The following is a 23930-nucleotide window of genomic DNA, read 5'->3' as shown; positions in this document are numbered from 1 at the left end:
GCCGGGTGTCGCCCGGCATCCATCGCATCCGTGTACGCGGGCCGGGCCGCGCGCGTACGCGTCAGTTCCGGGGCTCGCCCAGCGGCAGTACGCGCGAGCCGAAGTCGAGGATCGTGTAGCGCCCGCACGCGACCCGCTCGGCGTCGCGGGGTGACACGGGCAGCTCGTACGGCGCATCGGCGGCGCTCTCGACGAGGAAGGTCACTGGCCCGCGCCGCTCGGCGCGATTGACGAGCCAGTCGTACGGACGCAGGGTGTGGTCGACCTGTACGAGCTGCGCGGGGTCGGCGAGCGCGAGTTTCGGTGCGCGCACGGTCCAGAACTGGCCGGCACCCGTCCTCCCGGACTCCTCCACCCAGCGCGTGACGCAGGCGAGGTCGGCGTCGTCTTGCCCGGCCGCCGCGACGGTCACGGGCACCGCGACGAGGCCTCCCACCGCGAGCACGCCGGCCAGCGCCACCTCCGCCGCGCGCGGCAACGACACCGCGGGCGGCGCGACGGCGAGCACGAGGACCGGCAGGAACACCCACGGCTGCAGGTACCGATCGGCATCCGTTCCCGCGACGACGACCAGGAGCGTCGCCGCGACCGGGGCCGCGACCGCGACGGCGCACACCGCGGCGACGGCCGCATCGCGGCGGCGCCATGCCTGCATCCCGAGCACGCCGCACGCGACGAGGAGCACGAGCACCGCAGCGCCCCACACCACACCGTCCCACCGCCCGACCGTCCCGCTCAGAGCACCGGTGAGATGCGCCAGTGCGGCATCCGCCTGGTCCGGTCGCAGGTAGTTGCCATCGGCAGCCACGATGTTGCCCGCGAACGGCACCCGCAGCAGATAGCCGACCGCGGCGCCGATCAGGACCGACCCCGCGATCGGCAGTGCGCGCCGGAGCACGAGGTGCCGCCCGAGCAGAAGGATGCCGATGACGCCGACGACCGGCAGCACGCACCACACGACGAACAGGGGGTTCGTCAGCGTCGACACGGCGGCGACGGCGGCGATCCCTGCGAACACCCGCCGTGGGGGCGCGCCGTCGAGCAGACGCCGCACCAGCCCTACGGTGACGAGTGTGCCGACGACCGTGGCGGAGTAGTACGTCGTCGTCGCGGTCAGCAGCGCGAGGTGGAAGCCCGGCGTCTCTGCGGGCTCTTCGAGGAGGATGAGTCCGACGAACGCCGCGAAGGCGAGCACCGCTCCTGCCACGGGATGGACGCCTGCACGTCGCCGGCCGGCGACCAGACGGATGCTGCCGTACACGGCGAGCAGGTTCACGACCGCGTTGAGCGTGAGGGTCGCCGGCGTCCCGAGACCCAGGAACGAAAGCGCGGCGAACACCGCGGTCTCGGGCAGGAACAGCACGGGTGAGAGAGCCCAGTCCTGCGGGTCACCCCGGCGCAGCGAGTCGGCCATGAGGGCGACGACGATCGAATCGCCGTCGCGGTACAGCAGCCACGCGCTCGTCGAAGCGACGACGGCTACGGCGACGAGGGCGAGCGCGAGGGCGGCGGCCCACCCGGCAGCCTCCGCGGCGCGGCGCCGCGTGCTCCCCTCCTGCGTCATCCCGGCCCGCGTCATCACCGCTCAGCACACCAGATCCGCACCGGCCGCACCAGTCGGCGCGTGACGAATGCACGATCGGCGGTGCGGGAGTGGCCTCGGCGCGCTCGGACGCGGTCACCTGCACCACCGGTCGTGCATCCGTCACCGACACACGGCGACACCGCACCGATTCAGGCCAAGAACCCTCGCAGCAGCGCCTCGGACCCGGCGAGATGGTCGAGCACGGCGGCCTCGGCGGCATCCGGTTTGCCCGCCAGGATCGACGCGACGATCCGCTCGTGCTGCGCGTCGGAGTGCTCGATGTTGCGCGGCAGCAGCGGGAACGTGTCCAGCCAGGCGTTGACGTGCGCCCGGTTCTCGACGATGAGGGGCAGGAGCGACGGGATGCCGCTGGCCTCGGCGATCGCCAGGTGCAGCAGCGAGTCGAGCCGGCGGTACTCGCCCGCGTCGGCTTGGACGGTCGCGCGGTGGCGCTGCTCGAGCGCGTCGCGCGCGGCATCCGTCAGGTCCCGTGACGCCGCGGCCCGTGCCGCTCCCGCTTCGAGCACCCGCCGCATGCCGAGGATGTCGTCGAGCTCGGCGGCGTCGACGGGGCCGGTCGGGACGGGGAGGGGGTCGGCGACGAACGTCCCGCCGTACCGCCCGCGTCGCCGCACGACGAAACCGGCGTCGGCGAGCTCGCCGATCGCCTGCCGCACAGTGTCGCGGCTCACGCCGTAGCGCTCGGCGAGGTCGCGCTCGGAGGGCAACGACTCGCCCGGCGCGACGACGCCGAGCCGCACGGTCTGCACGAGCCTGGCGACGGTGTCCTCGAGCGCGTTGCCGCCCCGCACCGGCCGGTAGACGGTGCGGCCGAGATCGGGCGACGACGCGGCGCGGGTCACAGCGGCGTCACGTAGGCGTTGGTGATGCCGCCGTCGACGACGAACGCGTTGGCGGTGATGAACGACGCGTCGTCCGAGGCGAGGAAGGCGACAGCCGCCGCCAGTTCCTCGGGCTCGGCGAACCGGCCCATGGGCACGTGCACGAGGCGCCGCTGCGCGCGCTCGGGGTCCTTCGCGAAGAGCTCGCGCAGGAGCGGCGTGTTCACCGGTCCCGGGCAGAGCGCGTTCACGCGGATGCCCTGCCGCGCGAATTGCACGCCGAGCTCGCGGGTCATCGCGAGCACGCCGCCCTTCGACGCGGTGTACGAGATCTGCGAGGTGGCCGAGCCGAGCAGCGCGACGAACGACGCCGTGTTGATGATCGAGCCCTTGCCGGCGGGCACCATGTGACGCAGCGCCGCGCGCGAGCAGAGGTAGACGCTCTTGAGGTTGACGTCCTGCACCTTGTCCCACGCGGGCAGCTCGGTCGTCTCGATCGAGTCGTCGTCGGCGGGTGAGATGCCGGCGTTGTTGAAGGCGATGTCGACCGAGCCGAGGTCGGCGGCCACGCCGTCGAAGAGCGCGTCGACGGATGCCTGGTCGGCGACGTTCACCTGACGGAAGACTCCGCCCACCTCGTCGGCGGCCTGCTGCCCGGTCACGGGGTCGAGGTCGGCGATGACCACGCGGGCCCCTTCGGCGGCGAACCGGCGTGCGGTCGCGAGGCCGATGCCGCTGGCACCGCCGGTGATGATGGCGACGCGGTCGCGGAGGCGCAGGGTGAGGTCCATTCGGGAGGTCCTTCCGGGTCAGGAGGTGGCGTAGAAGACGTTCTTGGTCTGGGTGAAGTGCTCGGCCGCGTCGGGTCCGAGCTCGCGGCCGAGGCCCGAGGCCTTCATGCCGCCGAAGGGGGTCGCGTAGCGGACGGAGGAGTGCGAGTTGACCGACAGCACGCCGCTGCGCACCCCTCGCGAGACGCGGATGCCGCGCCCCAGGTCGCGCGTCCAGATCGAGCCCGCGAGTCCGTAGACGGTGTCGTTCGCGAGGGCGATCGCGTCGGCCTCGTCGTCGAAGGGCAGCACGGCGACGACGGGTCCGAAGACCTCCTCCTTCGCGATGCGGTCGCCGCGATCGGCGAGCACGACGGTCGGAGCGAACCAGAACCCGTCACCGTCGGGCGCCTTCCCTCGGAACGCGACGTCCGCCCCCTCGACATACCCCGCGACGCGGTCGCGCTGCCCCGCGGAGATGAGCGGTCCCATCTCCGTGCCCTCGTCGTTCGGGTCGCCGACGCGCCAGGCGGCGACGGCGGGCTCGACGAGCTCGAGGAACCGGTCGTACACCGAGCGCTCGACGAGCAGCCGACTGCGCGCGCAGCAGTCCTGACCCGCGTTGTCGAACACCGATCCGGGAACGGCCGCGGCGGCCGCCTCGAGGTCGGCGTCGGCGAACACGATGTTGGCGCTCTTGCCTCCGAGTTCGAGGGTCACGGGCTTCAGCTCGCGCGCGCAGCCCGCGGCGACCTCGGTACCGACCCGGGTCGATCCCGTGAAGACGACCTTGTGGACGTCGGGATGCGTCACGAAACGTTCGCCCACGACGGGACCCGCACCGGGGATGACCGTGAAGACGCCCTCGGGCAGCCCCGCCTCGAGCGCCAGGTCGCCGAGGCGCATCGCGGTCAGCGGCGTGAGCTCGGCCGGCTTCAGGACGACGGCGTTGCCGGCGGCGAGCGCGGGCGCGAACCCCCACGAGGCGATCGTCATCGGGAAGTTCCAGGGCACGATGATCCCGACCACGCCGTACGGCTCGTGGTAGGTGACGTCGAGTCCGCCGGCGACCGGGATCTGGCTGCCGATCAGGCGTTCCGGCGCCCCCGCGTAGTAGTTCAGCACCTGCGCGACGTGCGACGCCTCCCACCGCGCCGAAGAGATCGGATGCCCCGCCTCGAGCACCTCGAGCCGGGCGAGCTCCTCGACGTGAGCCTCGACGACGCGCGCGAAGTTCCGCAGCGCGTCGGCTCGGGCGACGGGGGCGAGCTCCGCCCACGCGCGCTGCGCACGGACGGCACGGGCGATCGCGGCATCCGCCTGTTCGACCGAGGCGAGCTCGACGTCGCGCACCGCAGCGCCGGTGGCGGGGTTCAGGACGGTGAAGACGCTCACGCGGCGACTCCCCGATGGGCGGCCATAAAGGCGTCGGCGGCGGCGACGAGCCCGAGGAACAGGCGCCGATCGGCGGAGTTCTCCTCGGGGTGCCACTGCACCGCGACGAGGTAGTCGTCTCCGGGGGCCTCGAACGCCTGCACGAGCCCGTCGTCGGTCCGGGCGGTGGCGACGAGTCCCTCACCGAGCCGGTCGACACCCTGATGGTGGTAGCTGTGCACCGTGTAGGGACCGGCGCCGATCAGGCCGGCGAGGGTCGTCTCGGCATCCACCCCGACGGTGTTCTCGGCGAAGACGCCGCCGCCGATCTTGTAGCGCTCCGTCCCGAGGGCCTCGGGCAGGTGCTGGTGCAGCGTGCCGCCGTAGGCGACGTTGATCAGCTGCAGGCCGCGGCAGATGCCGAACACCGGCATGCCGCGCTCCCGCGCTCCGGCGAGCAGGGCGAGCTCCCACTCGTCGCGGTCCGCGCGGGCCGGGTCGGTGAGCGGATGCCGGGGCGCGCCGTACAGCTCGGGCTGCACGTCGAGTCCGCCGGTGAGGATCAGCCCGTCGAGGCCGTCGAGCACCGCTGCGGCGGCAGCCTGGGCGGAGGGCTGCGGCGGCAGCAGCACGGCGACGCCGCCCGAGGCGGTCACGGCGTCGAAGTACTGCTGCGGCAGGAAGCTCGCGCGCACGTCCCAGACCCCCTGCGTCGCGCGCTCGAGGTAGGTCGTGAGTCCGATGACGGGGCGGCGGCCGCCCGCGGGGTCAGAGACGTTCGAAGCCACGGATGCGCTCCCAGTCGGTCACGGCGGCGTCGTAGGCGAGGACCTCGACGCGGGCCTGGTGCAGGTAGTGGGCGACGACGTCCTCGCCGAACGCCGCCCGGGCGATCTCCGACTGTTCGAAGAGGTCCGCCGCTTCGCGGAGGGTCGTCGGCAGGTGATCGACGTCGGAATCGTACGCGTTCCCGGTGAGGGGAGCGGGCAGTGCGAGCTCGTTCTCGATGCCGTGCAGACCACCCGCGATGATCGCCGAGATCGCGAGGTACGGGTTCACGTCGCCGCCGGGCACGCGGTTCTCGACGCGCAGCGACGAGCCCTTGCCGACGACGCGCAGCGCGCACGTGCGGTTGTCGACGCCCCACGCGATCCCGGTCGGGGCGAACGAGCCCTTCGCGAAGCGCTTGTACGAGTTGATCGTCGGGGCGTAGAGCAGCGCGAACTCCTTAAGCGTCGCGAGGATGCCGGCGATCCAGTGCTCCATCAGGGGGCTGAAACCGTACTCGCCGTCGCCGGCCATGACCGCCTCGCCGTCCTCACCGCGGACGGAGAGATGGATGTGGCAGCTGTTGCCCTCGCGCTGGTCGAACTTCGCCATGAAGGTCAGGGACTTGCCGTGCGCGTCGGCGATCTCCTTCGCGCCGTTCTTATAGATCGTGTGCTGGTCGGCCGTTTCGAGCACCTCGGCGAAGCGGAACGCGATCTCCTGCTGCCCGTCGTGGCACTCGCCCTTGACGCCCTCGCAGTAGAGCCCGGCGCCCTCCATGCCGCGGCGGATGTCGCGCAGCAGCGGCTCGAGCCGGGTCGTGGCGAGCAGGTTGTAGTCGACGTTGTAGTCGGTGGATGCCTGCAGTCCCGCGTAGCGCTTTGCCCAGGCGTCCCGGAACGAATCGTCGAAGACGATGAACTCGAGCTCCGTGCCCGAGTAGGCGATGAGGCCTCGGTCGGCGAGGCGCTGCCGCTGCGCGTTCAGGATGCCGCGGGGCGACTGCACGACGGCGCCGCCGGCGACGTAGTCGAGGTCGGCCATGACGAGGGCGGTCGCCGGCTGCCACGGGATCCGTCGGAGCGTCGCCATGTCGGGGCGCAGCACGAGGTCGCCGTAGCCCTTGTCCCAGCCCGACATCGCGTAGCCGTCGATCGTGTTGAGGTCGACGTCGACCGAGAGGAGGTAGTCGCAGACTTCGGCGCCGTGGCCGGCGACCTCGTCGAGCCAGAACCTACCCGCGACGCGTTTGCCGACCAGGCGGCCCTGCGCATCGGGGAAGGCGACGATCACCGTGTCGATCTCGTCGTTCGCGATCGCGTCGGCGAGCTCGTCCACCGTCAGGTTGCCGGGCATCGGTCGTCCTTCCGTCGTGCGCTGGTCGGTTCTGTAACGAGAACGCTACATGCCAAAGGTAGACATGGCATACCAATAGACGCCACACTCATCCGCAAGGCGTGAGCCAGCGCGCCGACCCGACGGCGCCCTGCCGCGCCGACCGCAGCCAGGAGGTCTCATGACGAATCCGCGCACCACTCCCCCCGCCACCGGCGGTGTCCGGTACACCCGAGCCGAGGAGGGGTACTTCGAGAAACGCACGCTGAAGCGCTCCGCCGGCGTCTGGGGACTGTGGGGCCTCGCGGTCGCCGCCGTCATCTCGGGAGACTTCTCGGGCTGGAACTTCGGCATCGGCTTCGCCGGGTTCGGCGGCATGCTGATCGCCTTCGCCGTGCTCGTGCTCATGTACTACGGCCTGACGTTCTCGATCGGCGAGATGGCGGCCGCCATGCCGCACACCGGTGGCGCCTATTCGTTCTCGCGCTCGGCGATGGGACCCTGGGGCGGCCTCGCGACCGGTCTCGCCGAGACGATCGAGTACGTCGCCACGACCGCCGTCGTCGTCTACTTCTCGGGTCAGTACGCCGACTCGGCCCTGTCGCTGCTCACCGGTGTCAGCCTGCCGCCATGGCTGTGGTGGATCATCCTCTACGCGCTCTTCATCGCCCTCAACGCCGCCGGTGCGGCCGTCTCGTTCGGGTTCGCGATCGTCGTCTCGATCATCTCGATCGGCATCATCGTCGTCTTCGGCGTCATGGCGCTCGTCTCGGGAGCGTTCAGCTGGGACGCGCTGTGGGACATGGCGCCCGACCCGGCCGCGTTCGCGTCGTCGACGTTCCTGCCGCACGGGATCGGCGCGGTGCTGCTCGCGCTGCCGTTCGCGATGTGGTTCTTCCTGGGCATCGAGGAGCTGCCGCTGGCCGCGGAGGAGTCGCACGACCCCGCCCGCGACATCCCGCGCGCCGGCCTCTGGGCCCGCGGCACGCTCATCGTGACCGGCCTCATCGTGCTGTTCCTCAACACCGGCGTCCTCGGCGCCGAGGTCACCGGCGAGTCGGTCGAGCCTCTCCTCGACGGGTTCAAGGCATTCCTGCCCGACCAGGCCGCCGCCCTCCTGTCGCTGCTCGCCCTCATCGGTCTGCTCGCCTCGCTGATGGGCATCATGTTCGCCTACGGGCGCAACATGTACTCGCTGTCGCGGGCCGGGTACTACCCGCGCTGGCTGTCGCTGACGGGCAAGCGCCAGACGCCGTGGGTCGCGCTCACGTTCGGCGCCGTGCTCGGGTTCATCGCCCTCGTCATCCTGCAGGCCGCCGGCGGCGACGCCAGCCCGGCCGGCGCGATCGTGCTGAACATCGCCGTGTGGGGCGCGGTGCTCGCGTACTTCCTGCAGATGGTGTCGTTCATCATCCTCCGCAAGAAGTTCCCGAACGCCGAGCGCCCGTACAGGAGCCCGTGGGGCCTGTTCGGCGCCTACTCGGCGGCCGTCATCGCGGCCATCGTGTTCGTCGGGCTGCTGTTCAACCCGGCCTACCTGCTGGCGATCGTGGCGATCATCATCGTCTACGTCGTGATCTTCATCGGGTTCGCCGTCTACGGTCGCACGCGCCTCGTCCTCTCCCCCGAGGAGGAGTACGCGCTCTCGGGCGGTTTGCACGGCGACCCGCAGCGCGAGGGCTACGACGCCATGGAGAAGGACGTCTTCGGAGACCGTCGCTCCTGACCGACCCGGACGGGCCGGGCGCTGCGGAGGGCGCGCCCGGTCCGTTCGCACGTCCGGCCGCGTTCGCGGATGCAACGGATCGTGCGCGACACGCCGGTGACGGCGACGCGGATGCCGGGTGTCGCCCGGCATCCCGTTGCATCCGCTGACGGGCTCAGCGACCCCTGCACCCGCGGAGGTAATCGACCGTCCGGGTCACGTTCTCGTCGAGGCTCCGCATCGAGTCGACGGTGATCCGTTCGTCGTCCCATCCGTCGAAGCCCGGCGTGCGTGCCCGGACCTCCTCCCAGGTGGGTTCCGGGAACCCCTTCAGCTCGCGCCGTCTGTTCTCCAGGCGGCGTCGGTGCTCCTCCGGGTCCGCGCAGACCACCTCGACGAACGCGACCTCGACCCGTTGCTCGTCCGCGAGTGAGCGCCACTGCCGGCGAGCGAGTCCGGCGTCGTTGACCGCGTCGATGATGACGTCACCGCCGATGCGGAGCTGCTCGCGCGCGAGGTCCTCGGCGACGACGTACGCCGCGAGCCCGGTGGGCTGATCCCGGTCGACGCCCGCGCGCCACAGCGCGGCCTCGATGGGATCAACAGACAGGACGGTACACCGCAGCTCGACGGCCACCCGCGCCGCGAGGGCGCTCTTCCCCGTCGCCGGGAGCCCTGCCATGACGATGAGCATGGCCCCATCCTGCAGCACGCGCCCGCTGCCGCCGGCGTCCGCGGATGCAACGGATCCTGTGCGACGCGCCGATGACGGCGACGGATGCCGGGTGTCGCCCGGCATCCGTCGCATCGGTGCACGCGGCCACCCCTGGACCCCGCCGACCCCGGGGCTAGGGTGTGGGCATGAGCCACGCCGGAGCGGGGATGCCCCTGCGCGACTATCGCATCCACCGCTACGTGAACGCGTTCTGCCCGACGTGCCACGAGGAGGACCCCGACCGGCCGCTCAGCGAGGTGCGACGACTGTCGGGGTGGCTCGCCGACCGCGACGGCACGATCTGGCTCGAACGCGGATGCCCCGACCACGGGCTCGTGCGCACGCTGTACGACGAATCCGCCGAGATCCTCACCTACCTCGAGCAGTGGACCGCGCCGACGAAGGTGCACGGACCCGACACGATGGGCAACTTCAAGCCCGTGCCCTCGGCGTACGAGGACGGGCTGCCGCAGATGCAGACGCAGCACACCTGCATCCTGCTCGAGGACCTGCTCGACCACTGCAATCTGAAGTGCCCGACCTGCTTCGCGGAGTCGAGCCCTGCCGCCTCTGCGATCGCCCCGCTCGCCGAGGTGCTCGCCTCGGTCGACGCGCGCCTCGCGAAGGAGAACGACCGCATCGACGTGCTGATGCTCTCGGGCGGCGAACCGACGCTCTACCCGTGGCTCGAGCAGCTGCTCGAGCACCTCGTCGCCCGCCCCATCGTGCGCATCCTCCTCAACTCGAACGGCCTCCGCATCGCGCAGGACGACGCCTTCGTCGAGGTGCTCAAGAAGCACCGCGAGCGGGTCGAGGTCTACCTGCAGTACGACGGCGAGTCGGCACAGGCATCCGCCTTCCACCGCGGCGCCGACATCCGCCGGTTCAAGGAACGCGCGATCGAGCGGTTGTCGGATGCCGGCGTGTTCACCACGCTGACGATGACGGCGACCCTCGGGGTCAACGACGGCGAGATCGGCGCGGTCATCCGCCGCGCGATGGCGACGCCCTTCGTCGGCGGCGTGACGATCCAGCCCGTGTTCGGCTCGGGACGCTCGTCGGGCATCGACCCGAACGACCGCCTCACCCACACCGGTGTGCTGAACCGGCTCGGCCCGCAGACGGACGGCGAGGTCACGTGGCGCGACCTGACCGCCCTGCCGTGCAGCCACCCGCACTGCTGCTCGGTCGGCTATCTGCTGAAGGACGACGCCGGCGAGTGGAAGTCGCTCGTCGGCCTCATCGGGCACGAGCGACTGAAGGACCTCCTCGACTTGCAACCCGACATGCTCGCCAACCGCATCGCCGACAGCAACGTGAACAAGGCGATCCGCGAGGTCGTCAAGGGGTCTCTGCTCGACCTGCTGAGCGAGCAGTCGTCGTTGTCGCATCCGTCGATGAGCTCGATCTGGCGCGACATCTGTCAGAACTGCGACCTCGGCATCGGGACGCTCGCGACCCTCGCCGCGTCGAAACTTCCGGGCCAGCATGCCCGGCTGCGCAAGATGATGGGCGAGCGGGTCCTGCGCGTGACGGTGAAGCCGTTCATGGACATCAACACGATGATCGAGGAGCGCCTCACCCAGTGCTGCGTGCACGTCGCGACGATGAACGAGACGACGGACGCGCACCAGTGCGCCCCGTTCTGCGCCGTGCAGGCGTGGGCGCCACTCGGCCGCACCCGCTTGTCGACCGCGACGGGTGGTCGACGCCAGATCCCGGTGAGCGCGTCGTGAGCGCCGCGGAATTCGGTCACCTCAATCAGCGCGACGGGAGCGTCGCCGATCCGGTCGCCCCGTTCGACCCGCTCCGGCTGTGCGTCTTCGCGACGATCGCCGCCATCGCCGCCGTCGCCGGTCCGCTCGCGGTCGCCGTCTTCGCCGGTGTCGCGATCGCGGGGTACGCCCGCGCACGTCGGGCGGGGCTGCTCCGGTCGCGCTGCAGACTCGGCGACACCCGCCTCGTCCTGGTCTACCTGTGCGTGCTCGAGGTGCTCGCCCTGGCGGCGATCCCGCTGTGGGTCCTGCTCTGGATGCGGCTGCTGGGCTGACCCGTGTTCCCCCTGCTGAGAGACCTCGCGCCCTGGCTGCCGGCGATCGACACGCACGCCGTGTTCGTGGGTCTCGGGCTGCTCGCCGCGGGAGTCGTCTTCCTCGTCGAGAAGCGTCGCCGCGGCGTCACCGACCCGCGGATCGCCTATCTCGTGCTTGGATCGCTCATGGGTGCGGCCGTGCTCTCGCGGCTCGGCACCTGGGCCCAGCACCTGGATCCGTCGAAGAACCTGTCGCTCATCGATCAGCTCGCCTACGGCAACGCGTCGATGCTGTCGGCGCTCGTGGGCGCGTGGCTCGGTGTCCACGTCGCGAAGCGGATCGCGCGGTACCCAGATCGGTCCGGCGACCTCTTCGCGCCCGCCGTCGCACTCGCCATGGCCATCGGACGGATCGGATGCCTCCTGACCGAGCAACCGGGAACCCCGACCGGCGGAGGGTGGGGCATCGTCCTCGACCCGGCCGCGGCCCCGCGGGTCGGGGCGCCCGCGGGTGTGCCGCTGCACCCGAGCTTCGTCTACGAGATCCTCTTCCATGCGGTCGCGTTCGCAGTGCTCTGGTTCTGGTTGCGACACCGGCCCATCGCGCCGGGCGAGACCCTGACGCTGTACATCGCGGCGTACGCCGTGTTCCGCTTCGCGGTCGAGTTCGTCCGCGGCAACGACGTCGCCTGGCTCGGCCTGACCCGGCCGCAGCTGTTCCTCGCCGTGACGATCCCCCTGCTGTTCGCCCGCCTCGCCTGGATGGCCGCGCGCGGGCGGTTGCGCCTGAGTGAAACCCCGCCGATCGGAAGGATGGCCGCCGATGTCCCCCGAACCTGATCGTCCCGAGGACGCCGACCCGACTCCTCCCCCGCAGGGCGGTCCGCCGGCCGTGCCGCCGGTTCCGCCGGTCGCGCCGCCCGGCGACCCCGCCGGACAGCCGCCCGCCGGTCCGCCGCACCCGACCCCGCCGCAGGCCGGCCCGCCGTACCCGACCCCGCCGCAGGCCGGGCCGCCGTACCCTACCCCGCCGTACCCCGGGATCTCGCCGGAACCACCGGGCTATGCGCAGGCCGCGGGACCACGACCCCGGAGCTTCGGCGCCGGTGTGGGGATCGGCACCGGCATCGGATGCGGCGCCTACGTCCTCGGCGGGCTGCTCGCGATCGCGCTGATCTCCACGGGACTTGTCGGCTTCCTCATCCCGTTCGTGATCATCGCCGTCGTCGGCATCGCGCTGATGTTCTCCGCACGGACGCGACCCATCGGCACCGGCATCCTGATCGTCACGGCCGCCGCCTGGATCCTCGTCCTCGGCCCGTGCGTCGCACTGCTGGCACCCGGCGGCTTCACCTGAGCCCGCCCGATCACGGATGCAACAGATCCGACGCGACACCCCGATGACCGTCACGCGGATGCCGGGTGTCGCCCGGCATCCATTGCATCCGCTGACGGCGGCTCAGAGGGGAAGGCGCAGGCACACGAGCTGTGCGCGCGACTCCCAGGAGGGCGCGGCGACGAAGCCCTGCCGCGCGTAGAGCGCGAGGGCGTTCGCTCGCCAGTCCCACACCGAGAGGCGCAGCCCCGTCGCACCGAGGGCGCGTGCGCGATCCGCGGCATCCGCCAGCAAGGCCGACCCCGCACCGGACCGACGCCCCGCGGGGGCGACCCACAGACGCTTGAGTTCGACGTCGCTCCCCGAGCGGTGCATCACTGCCATCCCGATGGCCGCTCCGTCGCGCTCGGCGACGAGCACCTCGCCGCCGGCGAAGGAGGCCGCGGGATCGCGCACCTCGACCGCGTAACGCTCGGGCAGAGGTCCGGGCTCGGCGAGCCCGTGCTCGACCTTCTCCCGCTCGGTCTGTGCATGATAATCGGCCAGCATCGATGCGACCGCGGCCAGGTCGGGCCCGTCGAGACCTGCCGGGCGGACGGTGACGGATGCGCGCACCCTCCCATCTTCTCCCGCTCGCGGTTGAATGGACGGATGCGCTGGACCCTCCGCCCCTCGACGCCCGACGACGCGACCTGGATCGCCGAGCTGCGCGCGGTGGTCCTGCGGCCGGACCTCGAGCGCCTCGGCCGCTACGACGAGACCCGCGTGCGGCAGCGGTTCCTCGACGCCTTCGATCCGACTCTCACCCGCGTCATCGCCGTCGACGGAGCGGATGCCGGATCGATCGCCGTCCGGCCCGCAGCCGACGGCACCTGGCTTGAGCACTTCTACCTCGCCGAGCACGTTCACGGCGCCGGCATCGGCACCGAGGTCCTGCGGGCGACGCTCGCCGAGAATCACCCGCTCCCCTGGCGCCTGAACGTGCTGCAGGGCAGCCCTGCCCGGCGACTGTACGAGCGCCACAGCTTCGCACTCGAGACCGAGGACGAGGTCGACGTCTTTCTCGTGCGCCGCGCCTGAACGACGAAGGGGTCGGATGCCTCTCGGCATCCGACCCCTGTCATTCGTGGCGCTTACGACCCGGCGATGATGTCCGGGCTCGCGGTGATCTCTCCCGCAGCTCCCACGCCGACCGCTTCGCGGCCTTCCTGGCGCGTCGTCGCGAAGACGAAGCGGCCGTTCTCGGTGTCGACCTTCACGTGGTCGCCGGCGTTGAGCTCGCCGCGCAGGATCCGCTCGGAGAGCTGGTCCTCGACCTCGCGCTGCATCGCGCGGCGCAGCGGCCGGGCACCCAGCGTCGGGTCGAAGCCGATCTCGATGAGGCGGTCCTTCGCGGAATCCGTCAGCTCCACCGTCATGTCACGGTCGAGCAGACGCTCGCTGAGGCGCTTGGTGAAGAGCGTCACGATCTGGCGCAGCTCGTCCTTGTTCAGCTGCGGGAAGACGATGACGTCGTCGACACGGTTGAGGAACTCGGGCTTGAAGTGACGCTTCAGCTCCTCGTCGACCTTGCCCTTCATCCGCTCGTAGGTCGTCTGCGAGTTGCCCTCGACCTGGAAGCCGACCGGACCACCGGCGATCGCCGACGAACCGAGGTTCGTCGTCATGATGATCACGGTGTTCTTGAAGTCGACCACACGGCCCTGACCGTCGGTCAGACGGCCCTCTTCGAGGATCTGCAGCAGCGAGTTGAAGATGTCGGGGTGGGCCTTCTCGATCTCGTCGAACAGGACCACGGAGAACGGCTTGCGGCGCACCTTCTCGGTGAGCTGGCCGCCCTCTTCGAAGCCGACGAATCCGGGAGGGGCACCGAACAGTCGCGAGACCGTGTGCTTCTCGCCGAACTCCGACATGTCGAGGGAGATCAGCGCACCCTCATCGTCGAAGAGGAACTCCGCGAGCGCCTTGGCCAGCTCGGTCTTACCGACACCCGTGGGTCCGGCGAAGATAAACGACCCCGACGGACGGTTCGGGTCCTTGAGGCCGGCACGCTGGCGACGGATCGTGCGGGAGAGGGCCGCGATGGCTTCCTCCTGACCGATGACGCGCTGGTGCAGAGCCTTCTCCATGAAGACGAGACGGCTGGTCTCCTCCTCGGTGAGCTTGAAGACCGGGATGCCGGTGGCCTGAGCCAGGACCTCGGCGATCAGACCCTCGTCGACGACCGCGTGCGACGCGACGTCGCCCGAGCGCCATTGCTTCTCGAGGCGCAGGCGCTCGGCCAGGAGCGACTTCTCCTCGTCGCGCAGGGCGGCGGCCTTCTCGAAGTCCTGCTCCTCGCTGGCGGCTTCCTTGTCCTCGCGGACCTTGGCGATCTTCTCGTCGAATTCGCGCAGCTCGGGCGGGCTCGACAGGATCGACAGACGCAGGCGGGCGCCGGCCTCGTCGATCAGGTCGATCGCCTTGTCGGGCAGGAAGCGGTCGGAGACGTACCGGTCGGAGAGGTTCGCCGCGGCGACGATGGCGCCGTCGGTGATCTGCACCTTGTGGTGCGCCTCGTAGCGGTCGCGCAGGCCCTTCAGGATGTTGATCGCGTGGGGCAGGCTCGGCTCTGCCACCTGGATCGGCTGGAAGCGGCGCTCCAGCGCAGCATCCTTCTCGAAGTGCTTGCGGTACTCGTCGAGCGTCGTCGCACCGATCGTCTGCAGCTCACCACGGGCGAGCAGCGGCTTCAGGATGCTGGCGGCGTCGATCGCGCCCTCGGCGGCACCGGCACCCACGAGGGTGTGGATCTCGTCGATGAAGACGATGATGTCGCCGCGCGTGCGGATCTCCTTGGTGACCTTCTTCAGGCGCTCCTCGAAGTCACCGCGGTAGCGGGAACCGGCGATGAGCGAGCCGAGGTCGAGCGAGTAGACCTGCTTGTCCTTGAGCGTCTCGGGCACCTCGCCCTTGACGATCGCCTGCGCGAGACCCTCGACGACGGCGGTCTTGCCGACGCCGGGCTCACCGATGAGGACCGGGTTGTTCTTCGAGCGACGCGAGAGGATCTGCATCACGCGCTCGATCTCCTTCTCGCGCCCGATGACGGGGTCGAGCTTGTTGTCGCGCGCGGCCTGCGTGAGGTTGCGGCCGAACTGGTCGAGCACAGCCGACCCGCCCTGAGCGGTGGCCTGCGCCTGCTCGCCGGCGCCGGTCGCGACGCCCGCGGGCTCCTTGCCCTGGTAGCCGCTGAGCAGCTGGATGACCTGCTGGCGCACCTTGTTCAGGTCGGCGCCGAGCTTCACGAGAACCTGAGCGGCGACACCCTCGCCCTCACGGATGAGCCCGAGCAGGATGTGCTCGGTGCCGATGTAGTTGTGGCCCAGCTGCAGCGCTTCGCGCAGTGACAGCTCGAGCACCTTCTTGGCGCGCGGCGTGAACGGGATGTGACCCGTCGGCTGCTGCTGCCCCTGTCCGATGATGTCCTGGACCTGCTCGCGCACGGCGTCGAGCGAGATGCCGAGGCTCTCGAGGGCCTTGGCGGCGACGCCCTCGCCCTCGTGGATCAGGCCGAGGAGGATGTGCTCCGTGCCGATGTAGTTGTGGTTCAGCATCTTCGCCTCTTCTTGGGCGAGCACCACCACACGACGTGCACGGTCTGTGAATCTCTCGAACATCGTCCACCTCCACTCGACGCACTGGCGGCGTCTTACGTAGAGGCTAACGACGCACGGATGCCGGTATGCCCGTGTTCGCCGTGGGCATACCGGAGTCGGGGCTTGCGGTCACGGCATCCGTGGGCATAACGTTTTTCGATAACAACGAATGTCGTTATGGAGGAAAAATGGTCTCTGGAACCGATCTGCCAGCGGTGCTGCTGTCGACGGGCATCGGGGTCGCGATCATCGGCGCGCTCGTCGGGCTCCTCGTCTGGGACGCACGCCGTCGGAAGTCGCCGTCTGTTCTCCTGGACGTGATTGCGGCGATGGCTCGGATCTGGGTGGCGATCGTGCTCTTCGGAGCCGTGTTCCTGATCGTCCGCGGCGTGTCGAGCGCCACGTACGACATCGCTGCGATGCCCATCGAGACGGTGTGGCCGACGAACCTGCCCTGCCAGACGGGTGACTACGAGCCCACCGGCGCAACCGAGCTGTACTGCGCGGGAACGGACTCCGCGCGCGCCACCGTCGGTGGGCTCGATGGCGGGCTGCGCGCACTCCTCAGCGCCGGCGACGTCCTCTCGCTGCTCGTGGTCGGAGTTCCGGGGCTCGTGATCGCCGTGCTCAGCCAGCGCGCCATCGACGGGCCCGCGTTCGCCGCGCGGACGTCTCGGTGGCTGCTCATCAGCGCGATCATCGTGCTCGTCGCTGGGACGCTCGGCGCACTCCTCACCGACGTCGGTTCCACCCTTGTCGCACAGCAGGTGCTCCCCGCACCGGGGACGGATGCGGCGGTGGCCGCGGGACGAACTTTCAGCATCGTCCCGCCCGCCTGGCCACTGGGCGTCGCGCTCGGGTTGGGCGCACTGAGCGTGATCTTCCGACAGGGCGCGAGGTTGCAGCGCGAGACCGAAGGGTTGGTGTGACATGGCGCGGATCATGATCGTCATCGCGGCGGTACTCGTCGTCGTACTCCTCATCGGGACCATCGTGGCGTTCGCCGTCGCAACTGCTCGCCGCGCACGGGCGGGCGACGACGCCGGGTCGCTCGTGCGGGTCACCCGGGTGATCGGACTCCTGTGGGTGGTTTTCGCCGCCGTCGGTGCGATCGCGAACCTGCTGATCCCGCTGCTGACGCCGGCAGTCTCGATCACGATGCCGATTCAGGAGTTCTGGCCGCAGCTCCCGAGCACGGTCGACTTGCAAACCGAGGCCACCCGGGTCGCCGGCGGGTTCACGAGCGTCACGCTGGCCGTAGACGGGCTGAGCCCGGTCGCGCGTGTCCTCTGGGGAATCAGTCAGATGATCGTCTGGGCGATCCCCGGGGTCATCGCCCTCTTCGTGGTCATCGCATGCTCGCGCCTGTTGGAGGGCGCCGCGTTCGCGCCCGTCGTGGCGAAGATGGCGACCACGACCGGAGCCGTCGTCGCCTTCGGCGGAGTCGCTGCACAGGTGATGGGCGACATCGCGGGGAGCATCGCCTCGACGCAGCTGTTCGGGACGAAGGGCGGCGGTTGGGAGGGCGACTTCCCCGGGATCGACAACGTCTTCGACGCGTGGGTTCCGGCATCCACCGTCCGGATCTCCTTCCCGTTCTGGCCGATCGCGGTCGGCCTCGCATTCGCGGTCCTGGGAGCGATCCTGCGCTCCGGCTCCCGCCTCCAGCAGGACGTGAAGGGACTCGTGTGAGTCCCGCCGAAGAGGACGAGCTCACCGGCATCCACTGTCGACTCGACGAGCTGCTCGCCGAACGCAACATGACGCTGACGCGCCTCTCCGAGATCGTCGGCGTCTCGGTGGTGAACCTGTCGATCCTCAAGAACGACCGCGCCCGCGCGATCCGTTACTCGACGCTGTCCGCGATCTGCCGCGCCCTCGACTGCGAGGTCGGCGAGCTCCTCGTCCGCGCGGACTGAGCCGGGTCGGCTCCGGGGACGCGAAGTGTCGCGCGGTGGCTCCGCGGGCGACACGTAGCGTCCCCGGAACCTCCGACGCGCCGTCTCCAGGGACGCGACCTGCCGTTTCGCGCACGATCACGCGACGCGTCGCGTCCCCGGAACGGGTCAGCGACCCGCGAGCGCGCGCCGAACGCGCGCGACGACACCGGCGGCATCCGTGAACAGGTGCTGCTTCGTGACCCGGATGACGATCCAGCCCGCGGCGGCGAGCGCCTCATGGCGTCCGATGTCGCGCGACCACTGCCGCGCGTCGACCAGGTGGTGCTCGCCGTCGTACTCGACGGCGACGCGCTCGCGCGGGTACGCGAGGTCCACGCACGCGACGAGTCGCCCGTTCACGACGATGTTCCAGTTGAGCTCGGGTTCAGGAAGCCCGCCGTCGATCAGCGCGAGGCGGCACCACGTCTCGGGACGGGATGCCGACCGTTCCCGCACGAGCGGCAGCGCGGCGCGCAGGCGGGCGATTCCCACCCTCCGCCCCGTCGACGCAGCAGCGAGGTCGTCGATCGTCGCGAGCGGGGGCGGATCGCCGCGGAACATCGGCACGCGGACGATCGCGTCGGCGACCGCGACGAGGTCACGGACGTCGAGGACCGCGCCCAGACTCGCCCACGTGGATGTCGGGGCGAGCAACGGCACGCCCAGCTGCGGGTGGACGCAGACCCGAGTGGAGGCCTGAACCATGCGGTGCCCTCGGATGCGCGCGCCCCTCGGCGTCCGGCCGGGCGCGAGGACGGCGACATCCACCTCTGCGGGTCGGATCGCGGACGCAGGTAGCGGCAGACCCCACAGCACGGCGGCGGTCACATGACTGAAGAACTGACCGTCGGGCAACGCCACGGCGTACGCGAGCGCTCGCTGCGCGTGGACGTCCTCGCCATCCGCCGGCACCGGCGCCGACCGCACACGCACGCCGCGAAACGGCCGGTCGAGGTCACGCGCGCGGAGCCGGCGCGGCGACACACCGGCATCCGTCGCCGTCTTCACCGAGAACGCGGACCCGAGAGCAGGGGGCAACGGCCGAGGCTTCATGCGCCGATGCTCGCGCGATGGCGGCCCAACGAGCGGGGCGATCCCGGGCCGGTGGACGCGTGGCGCCGCGGACGTGGTGGGGAGGACGCCGCGTAACGGTTCCGGGGACCCGAACTGTCGCGCACGCGCGCGGCAGACGACCACGCGCGTCCCCGGAGCGGAAGTGACGCAGGTTGCAGGGACGCAACGCGCCGTCCGAACCCCGCACACGCGACCGAACGCGTCCCCGGAACGCAGCCCCCCGTCAGCGGATCGGCACCGTCTCGGCCGCGTCGAGCACGCCGAAGCTCACGGTCGCGTCGCGGTCGACCACCGCGTCGGGGTCGAGCTGCACGAGGGTGAGCTGCGGCGCCATGTCCATCGTGCAGACCTGGTCGGTGGGCGGGGTCTCGAATCGGACGACGACGGATGCCGGTGACGCGACGCGCGTGTCGGTCACGATCGGCAGGCACGACGACGATCCCCAGGTGCGCAGCGCGATCACGCGATCCCCGATCCACGAGGCGGAGGGCGCGAACTCCTCGACGGGCCCGCCGCGGTAGGCGGTCAGGTCGATGTCGGTTCGGACGTCCTCGAGTTCGACGCGGACCCGCTGATCGACGGTTGCCTCGACGCCTGCGGGGACGGGCACCTCGAGAGCCCGTGCCACGAGGTCGTCCGTGCAGGCATCCGCAGTCGGCTCACGCAGGGCCACGACGATCACCCCGTCGTCGTCCGCCACCGTCGAGACCTCGGGACGGCACGACGAACTCCCGTACGTCACCACCCCGATCGTCGCGCCCCCGTCGAGCCACCCGGCGTCGACGCGCGCGGTCGGCGCCACGGCATCCGCTCCTCCGCCCGGTGCCGCATCCTGCGCTGCGGGCGTCGCGCAGGCGGCGAGCGCGGTGGCGACGACGAACGAGCCGGCGAGCGCGGCGATCAGACGGGTGCGCATGTGGGTCTCCTCCTCAGTGGCGGACACCCGAGAAGTGTCCACAACCGAGGGAACGTCTCACTGCAGCGCGGATGTCAGCCGTGCGAGGTTGTCGAGGATCACCGAGCGGATGGGGCGCTTCTCCCACTCCTCGATCGTGAGCTCCCGCGACATACCGCGGTAGAGGTCCTCGACTGTGCGGAGCTGCTCGACGAATTCCGCGCCGCGCACGAGCATCGTCACCTCGAGGTTGAGACCGAACGAGCGCATGTCCATGTTGCTGGAGCCGACGACGGCGACCTCGTCGTCGATCGACATCGACTTGGAGTGCAGGATGTAGGGCTTCTTGTACATCCAGATCTTCACGCCGGTCGCCAGCAGCTGCTCGTAGTAGCTGCGCTGGGCGTGGTAGACCATCGCCTGGTCGCCCTCTTCGGAGACGAACAGCTCGACCTCGACGCCGCGGTGACACGCGGTCTGGATCGCGAGCAGCAGACCCTCGTCCGGGACGAAGTACGGGCTGACCATGACGATCTTGCGGGTCGCGCCGAAGATGAGGCTCAGGAACAGCTTCAGGTTGTTCTCGTACTCGAACCCGGGCCCGCTCGGGACGATCTGGCAGTCGAGGTCGCCACTGCCGGCATCCGTCGAGAAGTCGGACTCGACCGCGAACACCTCGCCGGTCTCTCCGTACCAGTCCGACACGAAGACCGCCGAGAGGGATGCCACGACCGGGCCGTCGACGCGGACCATCATGTCCACCCACTGCAGCCCGCGGCGCAGGTTGGTCTTCAGGTTGTAGCTGCGGTCGGTCACGTTCTGCGAGCCGATGAAGCCGACGACACCGTCGATCACGACGAGCTTGCGGTGGTTGCGCAGGTCGGGGCGCTGGTACTTGCCCTTCAGGGGCTGCACCGGCAGCATGAGCCGCCACTGCGCGCCCATCCGCTCGAGGCGCGAGATCGTCGCCCTGTAATTGGGCTTCCAGCGGTTCGCCCAGTGGTCCAGCAGCACCCGCACCTCGATCCCGCGCGCCGCCGCGCGTTCGAGAGCGCAGAAGAACTCGTCGGTCGCCCCATCTGACTGCAGGATGTAGAACTCGACGTGCACGTACCGGGTCGCCCGGTCGATCTCGGCGGCCATCGTGTCAAGGCTGCCCTGGTAATCAGAGATGATCTGCGCGCCGTTGTCGCCCGCCATGGGCAGGGCGCCGAGCTTGCGGTTGAGCCCGACGAGTTGCTCGAACCACACCGGCGCGTCGGGACGCAGCGTGCCGAAGTCGAGACCCTCGCTCGCGTCGCGGAAGGCGCGGTTGATCGCCTCCTGCTGCTTGCGTCGTTTGCGCGGGAGGCGCGGGTTGCCGATCAGCAGGAACAGCAGGATGCCGATGACCGGGATGAAGTAGATGGCGAGCAGCCAGGCCATCGCCGCTGTGGGGCGCCGGTTCCTCGGGATGATGAAGACCGCGAGGATGCGCACGGAGATGTCGAACGCGAGGACGAGGACGATCCACCATGTCCACGTCCAGTCGACGCTGATGCTGATCACGCGGCCCCCCGTAACTGTGGGCTCAGCCTATCGTTCGGGCCGTCAACCAGCGTTTTCGTCGGTTCTGGGCAGACCGCGCCGGCGGCGCTCCTCGGCCTCGACCTTGGCGTACACCTTGCGCTCGGTGCGGTCCATTCGAAGGATGCTGCGCAACACGAAGACGAGCAGGCCCGCGACGACGATCGTGGGGATCAGACCCCAGACCACCGCACTCCAGTACTCGTCCACCCCTCCATCGTAATGTCGGCGCCAGGGGGCGGGCGCACGGAGTCCTCCCCAACCGCGGCGTCGCGCGATCGCTCCCGAGCCCGCGCGGGCGGCGGCCGGCAGCATCCGCTCCGGGGCGACGCTGAGCGCATGTCCACGATCGTCGCCGCGGCGGATGCCGCACACCTCCTCCGCCTCGTCCCGCTTCTACTCGGGTACTCGCCGACCCAGAGCCTCGTCATGATCCCGCTCCACGAGGGCCGCAGCCTCGGTGCGATGCGCGTGGACCTGCCGCCGGACGGCGCAGACCTCGACGCCGTCGCCTCGACCGTCATCGGGCTCGTCTGCCGCGTCGACCATGTGGAGGGCTTCGTCGCCGTCGTCTACACCGCCGAGTCGGCAGCGTCCGAGCTCCCCGGGGGCGAGCTCATCGCCGCCCTGCGCCGGTCCGCCGGGGCGAGCGGGCTGGACGCCGTCGACATGCTCACCGTCGCCGCCGACGGTTGGGGATCGCACCTCGACCCGACGCTGCCGCGCGGCGGGCACCCCCTCGCCCTGATCGAGCGACACGCGCCCGCAGTCGATCAGTCGTCGGGTGCCGATCTCCCCCTCGTCGACGCCTCCGAGCTCGCCGGCGCGGCGGCCGCACTGAGGTCGTTCGAAGCCGCGCTCACGGTGCTGTGCGGCATCCCGTCGACGATCGGCGCCGAGGCGCGCATCGACCCGGCTGCCCTGCAGGCGGCCTGCGCGCTCGACGATCTGCCCACGCTCTACGAGGAGATGCTCGAGTGGGATGCCGCGACCCTCGACCCCATGCGTGTCGCGGTCGTGGGGTGGTGCCTGTCGCGTCCCTCGCTGCGCGACGTCGCGATCGTCCAATGGTCGGGCGACCATGCACGCGGGGACGACGCCCTCGTCGCGCAGCGTTGCTGGGAGGACGGCGAGGAGTACCCCGTCGACCTCGCCGAGATCCTGTGGGGCGAGGGCCCGCGCCCCGATCCGGAGCGACTGCTGCGAGCGCTCGAACTCGTGCGTCAGGTCGCCGCCCGGCTGCCCGCCGACGAGCGCGCGGGCGTCTGTGCGACGGCCGGCTGGCTGGCGTGGGCGCTCGGCCGCTCTACGCACGCGGGCAGGTACGCGGCTGCAGCTCTCGAGATCGATCCCCGGCTGGGTCTCGCCGAGATCCTCATGAGCTTCGTGCAGTCCTCGCACCTGCCCGACTGGGCGTTCCGGCGCTGAGCAGGCGTCAGCGTTCGACGATCGCGAAGCCTCCCGCCGGCAGCGTGACGGTGCCGCTGCCCTGACGCACCCGGACCTCGCGCCCTCGCGCGTCGTAGACCGACACCTCGCCCGACCCCACGGTGACCCGCTGCGGTGTCCGCGCGGCGGAGTGCACGAGCAGCATGCCCGCACCGTCGCCGCCGAGATCGAGACGGGAGACGATCGGCCGGACGAGCAGACCGTCGAGCTGCAGATCGCCGCGCGTCACCTCGACGCGCACCCGGTCCTGCGTCGCGGCGAGCGCACGGGTGAGGGTATGCGGATGCATCGCGCCCGGCGTCGGAGAGATGCCCTGCGCCGGTCCGGTGAGCTGCAGCGACCCCAGCGGCGTGCGGTTCGCGCGCCACGTCGACGCGGTGCGCTCGCGCACCTCCGACCAGATGACGGGTTCGATCCACCGCGCGGCACCGCTCTCGCCGAGATCGAAGACCGCCGAATCGCCCCGCGACAGCGTCAGCCGATCGCCCGACCAGCTCGACTCGCCCGTCCACGACTCCGGGGTGTCGATCTCACCCGTCGTCGAGACCGCATCCTCGGCTTCCACCCAGGCGAGGCCTTCGCGGTCGGTGACCTGCGTGAGCGCGACCGCCTGGTCGCGCACGTCAGGATGGGCGTCGAGCGCGATCGCCGTCAGCAGACCGTGGATCGTCGACTCCGCGCCGCTGTTGCGGTTCACGGTTCCGTCCGGCTGCAGCCCGTCGTAGGTGACGCCCGTCGCCGGGTCGTACATGCGCTGCCCCGCGTGATTCGCGCCGAAGAACCAGGCCGCCTGCATGGCGGCCAGCTGCTCGAACCCCTCCGACCCGGTGGCGTCGGTGACCGCGAGGAGCGACTGCACGCGGGAGTCCGCGCCGTACGCGATCTGCACCCGGTCGACCGGACCGG

At 70.6% G+C, this 23930-nt stretch carries 24 protein-coding genes; 10 read left to right on the top strand and 14 right to left on the bottom strand.

Annotated elements, in window-relative coordinates; all coding sequences use genetic code 11:
• Positions 1–61: 61 nt before the first annotated feature.
• The 6 genes from ACIGEP_RS12190 to ACIGEP_RS12165 form a co-directional block, all read right to left on the bottom strand.
• Positions 62–1564: a hypothetical protein gene (locus ACIGEP_RS12190; RefSeq protein WP_396661882.1), complete on the bottom strand. Its 1503-nt coding sequence runs from the start codon at positions 1562–1564 to the stop codon at positions 62–64.
• 170 nt (positions 1565–1734) lie between these two features.
• Positions 1735–2448 carry a FadR/GntR family transcriptional regulator gene (locus ACIGEP_RS12185; protein ID WP_396661881.1) on the bottom strand — a complete coding sequence of 238 codons (714 nt, stop codon included), beginning with the start codon at positions 2446–2448 and terminating at the stop codon, positions 1735–1737.
• Entirely contained in the window at positions 2445–3218 is a 774-nt protein-coding gene (locus tag ACIGEP_RS12180) for a 3-oxoacyl-ACP reductase (protein WP_396661880.1), read from the bottom strand. The genes ACIGEP_RS12185 and ACIGEP_RS12180 overlap by 4 nt, the downstream gene beginning before the upstream one ends.
• 18 nt (positions 3219–3236) lie before the next feature.
• Entirely contained in the window at positions 3237–4592 is a 1356-nt protein-coding gene (locus tag ACIGEP_RS12175; protein WP_396661879.1) for an aldehyde dehydrogenase family protein, read from the bottom strand.
• The gene (locus ACIGEP_RS12170; RefSeq protein ID WP_396661878.1) at positions 4589–5359 is read right to left on the bottom strand and encodes a gamma-glutamyl-gamma-aminobutyrate hydrolase family protein; all 771 of its coding nucleotides are present in this window, start codon (positions 5357–5359) and stop codon (positions 4589–4591) included. Before ACIGEP_RS12170 ends, ACIGEP_RS12175 begins: the two co-directional genes overlap by 4 nt.
• Positions 5340–6695, bottom strand: a complete 1356-nt coding sequence (locus ACIGEP_RS12165; protein ID WP_396661877.1) for a glutamine synthetase family protein — start codon at positions 6693–6695, stop codon at positions 5340–5342. The genes ACIGEP_RS12170 and ACIGEP_RS12165 overlap by 20 nt, the downstream gene beginning before the upstream one ends.
• 160 nt (positions 6696–6855) lie before the next feature.
• On the opposite strand from ACIGEP_RS12165, the gene ACIGEP_RS12160 reads away from it, so the two are divergent.
• On the top strand, positions 6856–8400 hold the full coding sequence (locus ACIGEP_RS12160) for an amino acid permease (RefSeq protein WP_396661876.1): 1545 nt from the start codon (positions 6856–6858) through the stop codon (positions 8398–8400).
• A 154-nt stretch (positions 8401–8554) separates the two neighbouring features.
• Here the strand turns inward: ACIGEP_RS12160 and ACIGEP_RS12155 are convergent, their stop codons facing one another.
• Positions 8555–9073 (bottom strand): AAA family ATPase, encoded by a 519-nt coding sequence (locus tag ACIGEP_RS12155; RefSeq protein ID WP_396661875.1) that lies wholly within the window; start codon positions 9071–9073, stop codon positions 8555–8557.
• 167 nt (positions 9074–9240) lie between these two features.
• Here ACIGEP_RS12155 and ACIGEP_RS12150 point away from each other — a divergent pair, with 167 nt between their 5' ends.
• The 4 genes from ACIGEP_RS12150 to ACIGEP_RS12135 are packed head-to-tail and all read left to right on the top strand — an operon-like array spanning position 9241 to position 12483.
• The gene (locus tag ACIGEP_RS12150; RefSeq protein WP_396661874.1) at positions 9241–10830 is read left to right on the top strand and encodes a radical SAM protein; all 1590 of its coding nucleotides are present in this window, start codon (positions 9241–9243) and stop codon (positions 10828–10830) included.
• Positions 10827–11144, top strand: a complete 318-nt coding sequence (locus tag ACIGEP_RS12145; protein WP_396661873.1) for a hypothetical protein — start codon at positions 10827–10829, stop codon at positions 11142–11144. Before ACIGEP_RS12150 ends, ACIGEP_RS12145 begins: the two co-directional genes overlap by 4 nt.
• A gap of 3 nt (positions 11145–11147) precedes the next feature.
• Positions 11148–11966, top strand: coding sequence for a prolipoprotein diacylglyceryl transferase (locus ACIGEP_RS12140; RefSeq protein ID WP_396661872.1), 819 nt, complete (start codon positions 11148–11150; stop codon positions 11964–11966).
• Positions 11950–12483, top strand: coding sequence for a hypothetical protein (locus ACIGEP_RS12135; RefSeq protein ID WP_396661871.1), 534 nt, complete (start codon positions 11950–11952; stop codon positions 12481–12483). Before ACIGEP_RS12140 ends, ACIGEP_RS12135 begins: the two co-directional genes overlap by 17 nt.
• Before the next feature lie 102 nt (positions 12484–12585).
• On the opposite strand, the gene ACIGEP_RS12130 is transcribed toward ACIGEP_RS12135, so the two are convergent.
• Positions 12586–13077 carry a GNAT family N-acetyltransferase gene (locus tag ACIGEP_RS12130; protein WP_396661870.1) on the bottom strand — a complete coding sequence of 164 codons (492 nt, stop codon included), beginning with the start codon at positions 13075–13077 and terminating at the stop codon, positions 12586–12588.
• Between the two features lie 36 nt (positions 13078–13113).
• On the opposite strand from ACIGEP_RS12130, the gene ACIGEP_RS12125 reads away from it, so the two are divergent.
• On the top strand, positions 13114–13542 hold the full coding sequence (locus ACIGEP_RS12125) for a GNAT family N-acetyltransferase (RefSeq protein WP_396661869.1): 429 nt from the start codon (positions 13114–13116) through the stop codon (positions 13540–13542).
• 53 nt (positions 13543–13595) lie between these two features.
• Here ACIGEP_RS12125 and ACIGEP_RS12120 read toward each other — a convergent pair whose 3' ends face one another.
• A complete protein-coding gene (locus tag ACIGEP_RS12120) occupies positions 13596–16121 on the bottom strand; it encodes an ATP-dependent Clp protease ATP-binding subunit (RefSeq protein ID WP_253035648.1) in 2526 nt (841 codons plus the stop codon).
• Positions 16122–16288: 167 nt separating this feature from the next.
• Here ACIGEP_RS12120 and ACIGEP_RS12115 point away from each other — a divergent pair, with 167 nt between their 5' ends.
• The 3 genes from ACIGEP_RS12115 to ACIGEP_RS12105 are packed head-to-tail and all read left to right on the top strand — an operon-like array spanning position 16289 to position 18019.
• Entirely contained in the window at positions 16289–17029 is a 741-nt protein-coding gene (locus ACIGEP_RS12115) for a hypothetical protein (protein WP_396661868.1), read from the top strand.
• Between the two features lies 1 nt (position 17030).
• Positions 17031–17792, top strand: a complete 762-nt coding sequence (locus ACIGEP_RS12110) for a hypothetical protein (RefSeq protein WP_396661867.1) — start codon at positions 17031–17033, stop codon at positions 17790–17792.
• Positions 17789–18019, top strand: coding sequence for a helix-turn-helix domain-containing protein (locus ACIGEP_RS12105; RefSeq protein WP_251577901.1), 231 nt, complete (start codon positions 17789–17791; stop codon positions 18017–18019). Before ACIGEP_RS12110 ends, ACIGEP_RS12105 begins: the two co-directional genes overlap by 4 nt.
• Positions 18020–18166: 147 nt before the next feature.
• Here the strand turns inward: ACIGEP_RS12105 and ACIGEP_RS12100 are convergent, their stop codons facing one another.
• From ACIGEP_RS12100 to ACIGEP_RS12085, 4 genes are all read right to left on the bottom strand, one after another.
• A complete protein-coding gene (locus ACIGEP_RS12100) occupies positions 18167–19078 on the bottom strand; it encodes an endonuclease domain-containing protein (RefSeq protein ID WP_396661865.1) in 912 nt (303 codons plus the stop codon).
• A 259-nt stretch (positions 19079–19337) separates the two neighbouring features.
• Positions 19338–20030 (bottom strand): hypothetical protein, encoded by a 693-nt coding sequence (locus ACIGEP_RS12095; protein WP_396661864.1) that lies wholly within the window; start codon positions 20028–20030, stop codon positions 19338–19340.
• A 57-nt stretch (positions 20031–20087) separates the two neighbouring features.
• Positions 20088–21557 carry a cardiolipin synthase gene (gene cls, locus ACIGEP_RS12090; protein ID WP_396661863.1) on the bottom strand — a complete coding sequence of 490 codons (1470 nt, stop codon included), beginning with the start codon at positions 21555–21557 and terminating at the stop codon, positions 20088–20090.
• Between the two features lie 42 nt (positions 21558–21599).
• The gene (locus tag ACIGEP_RS12085) at positions 21600–21785 is read right to left on the bottom strand and encodes a hypothetical protein (protein ID WP_396661862.1); all 186 of its coding nucleotides are present in this window, start codon (positions 21783–21785) and stop codon (positions 21600–21602) included.
• Positions 21786–21914: 129 nt separating this feature from the next.
• Here ACIGEP_RS12085 and ACIGEP_RS12080 point away from each other — a divergent pair, with 129 nt between their 5' ends.
• Positions 21915–23003: a DUF4192 family protein gene (locus ACIGEP_RS12080; RefSeq protein ID WP_396661861.1), complete on the top strand. Its 1089-nt coding sequence runs from the start codon at positions 21915–21917 to the stop codon at positions 23001–23003.
• Between the two features lie 7 nt (positions 23004–23010).
• Here the strand turns inward: ACIGEP_RS12080 and ACIGEP_RS12075 are convergent, their stop codons facing one another.
• Positions 23011–23913, bottom strand: coding sequence for a hypothetical protein (locus ACIGEP_RS12075; RefSeq protein ID WP_396661860.1), 903 nt, complete (start codon positions 23911–23913; stop codon positions 23011–23013).
• Positions 23914–23930: the final 17 nt, after the last annotated feature.

It is taken from the genome of Microbacterium sp. NPDC077663 (assembly GCF_044542795.1).
Classification (GTDB): domain Bacteria; phylum Actinomycetota; class Actinomycetes; order Actinomycetales; family Microbacteriaceae; genus Microbacterium.
The sequence above is the reverse complement of the archived record's forward strand: the minus strand, read 5'-3'. Positions and strand labels throughout refer to the sequence as shown.

What these genes read in the sequence shown, in the direction of transcription:
- ACIGEP_RS12115 (WP_396661868.1), top strand. Translation starts at nt 16,289, where the DNA reads ATGGTCTCTGGAACCGATCTGCCAGCGGTGCTGCTGTCGACGGGCATC.
- ACIGEP_RS12125 (WP_396661869.1), top strand. Translation starts at nt 13,114, where the DNA reads ATGCGCTGGACCCTCCGCCCCTCGACGCCCGACGACGCGACCTGGATC.
- ACIGEP_RS12095 (WP_396661864.1), bottom strand. Translation starts at nt 20,030, where the DNA reads ATGCGCACCCGTCTGATCGCCGCGCTCGCCGGCTCGTTCGTCGTCGCC.
- ACIGEP_RS12150 (WP_396661874.1), top strand. Translation starts at nt 9,241, where the DNA reads ATGAGCCACGCCGGAGCGGGGATGCCCCTGCGCGACTATCGCATCCAC.
- ACIGEP_RS12190 (WP_396661882.1), bottom strand. Translation starts at nt 1,564, where the DNA reads ATGACGCAGGAGGGGAGCACGCGGCGCCGCGCCGCGGAGGCTGCCGGG.
- ACIGEP_RS12180 (WP_396661880.1), bottom strand. Translation starts at nt 3,218, where the DNA reads ATGGACCTCACCCTGCGCCTCCGCGACCGCGTCGCCATCATCACCGGC.
- ACIGEP_RS12110 (WP_396661867.1), top strand. Translation starts at nt 17,031, where the DNA reads ATGGCGCGGATCATGATCGTCATCGCGGCGGTACTCGTCGTCGTACTC.
- ACIGEP_RS12155 (WP_396661875.1), bottom strand. Translation starts at nt 9,073, where the DNA reads ATGCTCATCGTCATGGCAGGGCTCCCGGCGACGGGGAAGAGCGCCCTC.
- ACIGEP_RS12120 (WP_253035648.1), bottom strand. Translation starts at nt 16,121, where the DNA reads ATGTTCGAGAGATTCACAGACCGTGCACGTCGTGTGGTGGTGCTCGCC.
- ACIGEP_RS12080 (WP_396661861.1), top strand. Translation starts at nt 21,915, where the DNA reads ATGTCCACGATCGTCGCCGCGGCGGATGCCGCACACCTCCTCCGCCTC.
- ACIGEP_RS12160 (WP_396661876.1), top strand. Translation starts at nt 6,856, where the DNA reads ATGACGAATCCGCGCACCACTCCCCCCGCCACCGGCGGTGTCCGGTAC.
- ACIGEP_RS12165 (WP_396661877.1), bottom strand. Translation starts at nt 6,695, where the DNA reads ATGCCCGGCAACCTGACGGTGGACGAGCTCGCCGACGCGATCGCGAAC.
- ACIGEP_RS12135 (WP_396661871.1), top strand. Translation starts at nt 11,950, where the DNA reads ATGTCCCCCGAACCTGATCGTCCCGAGGACGCCGACCCGACTCCTCCC.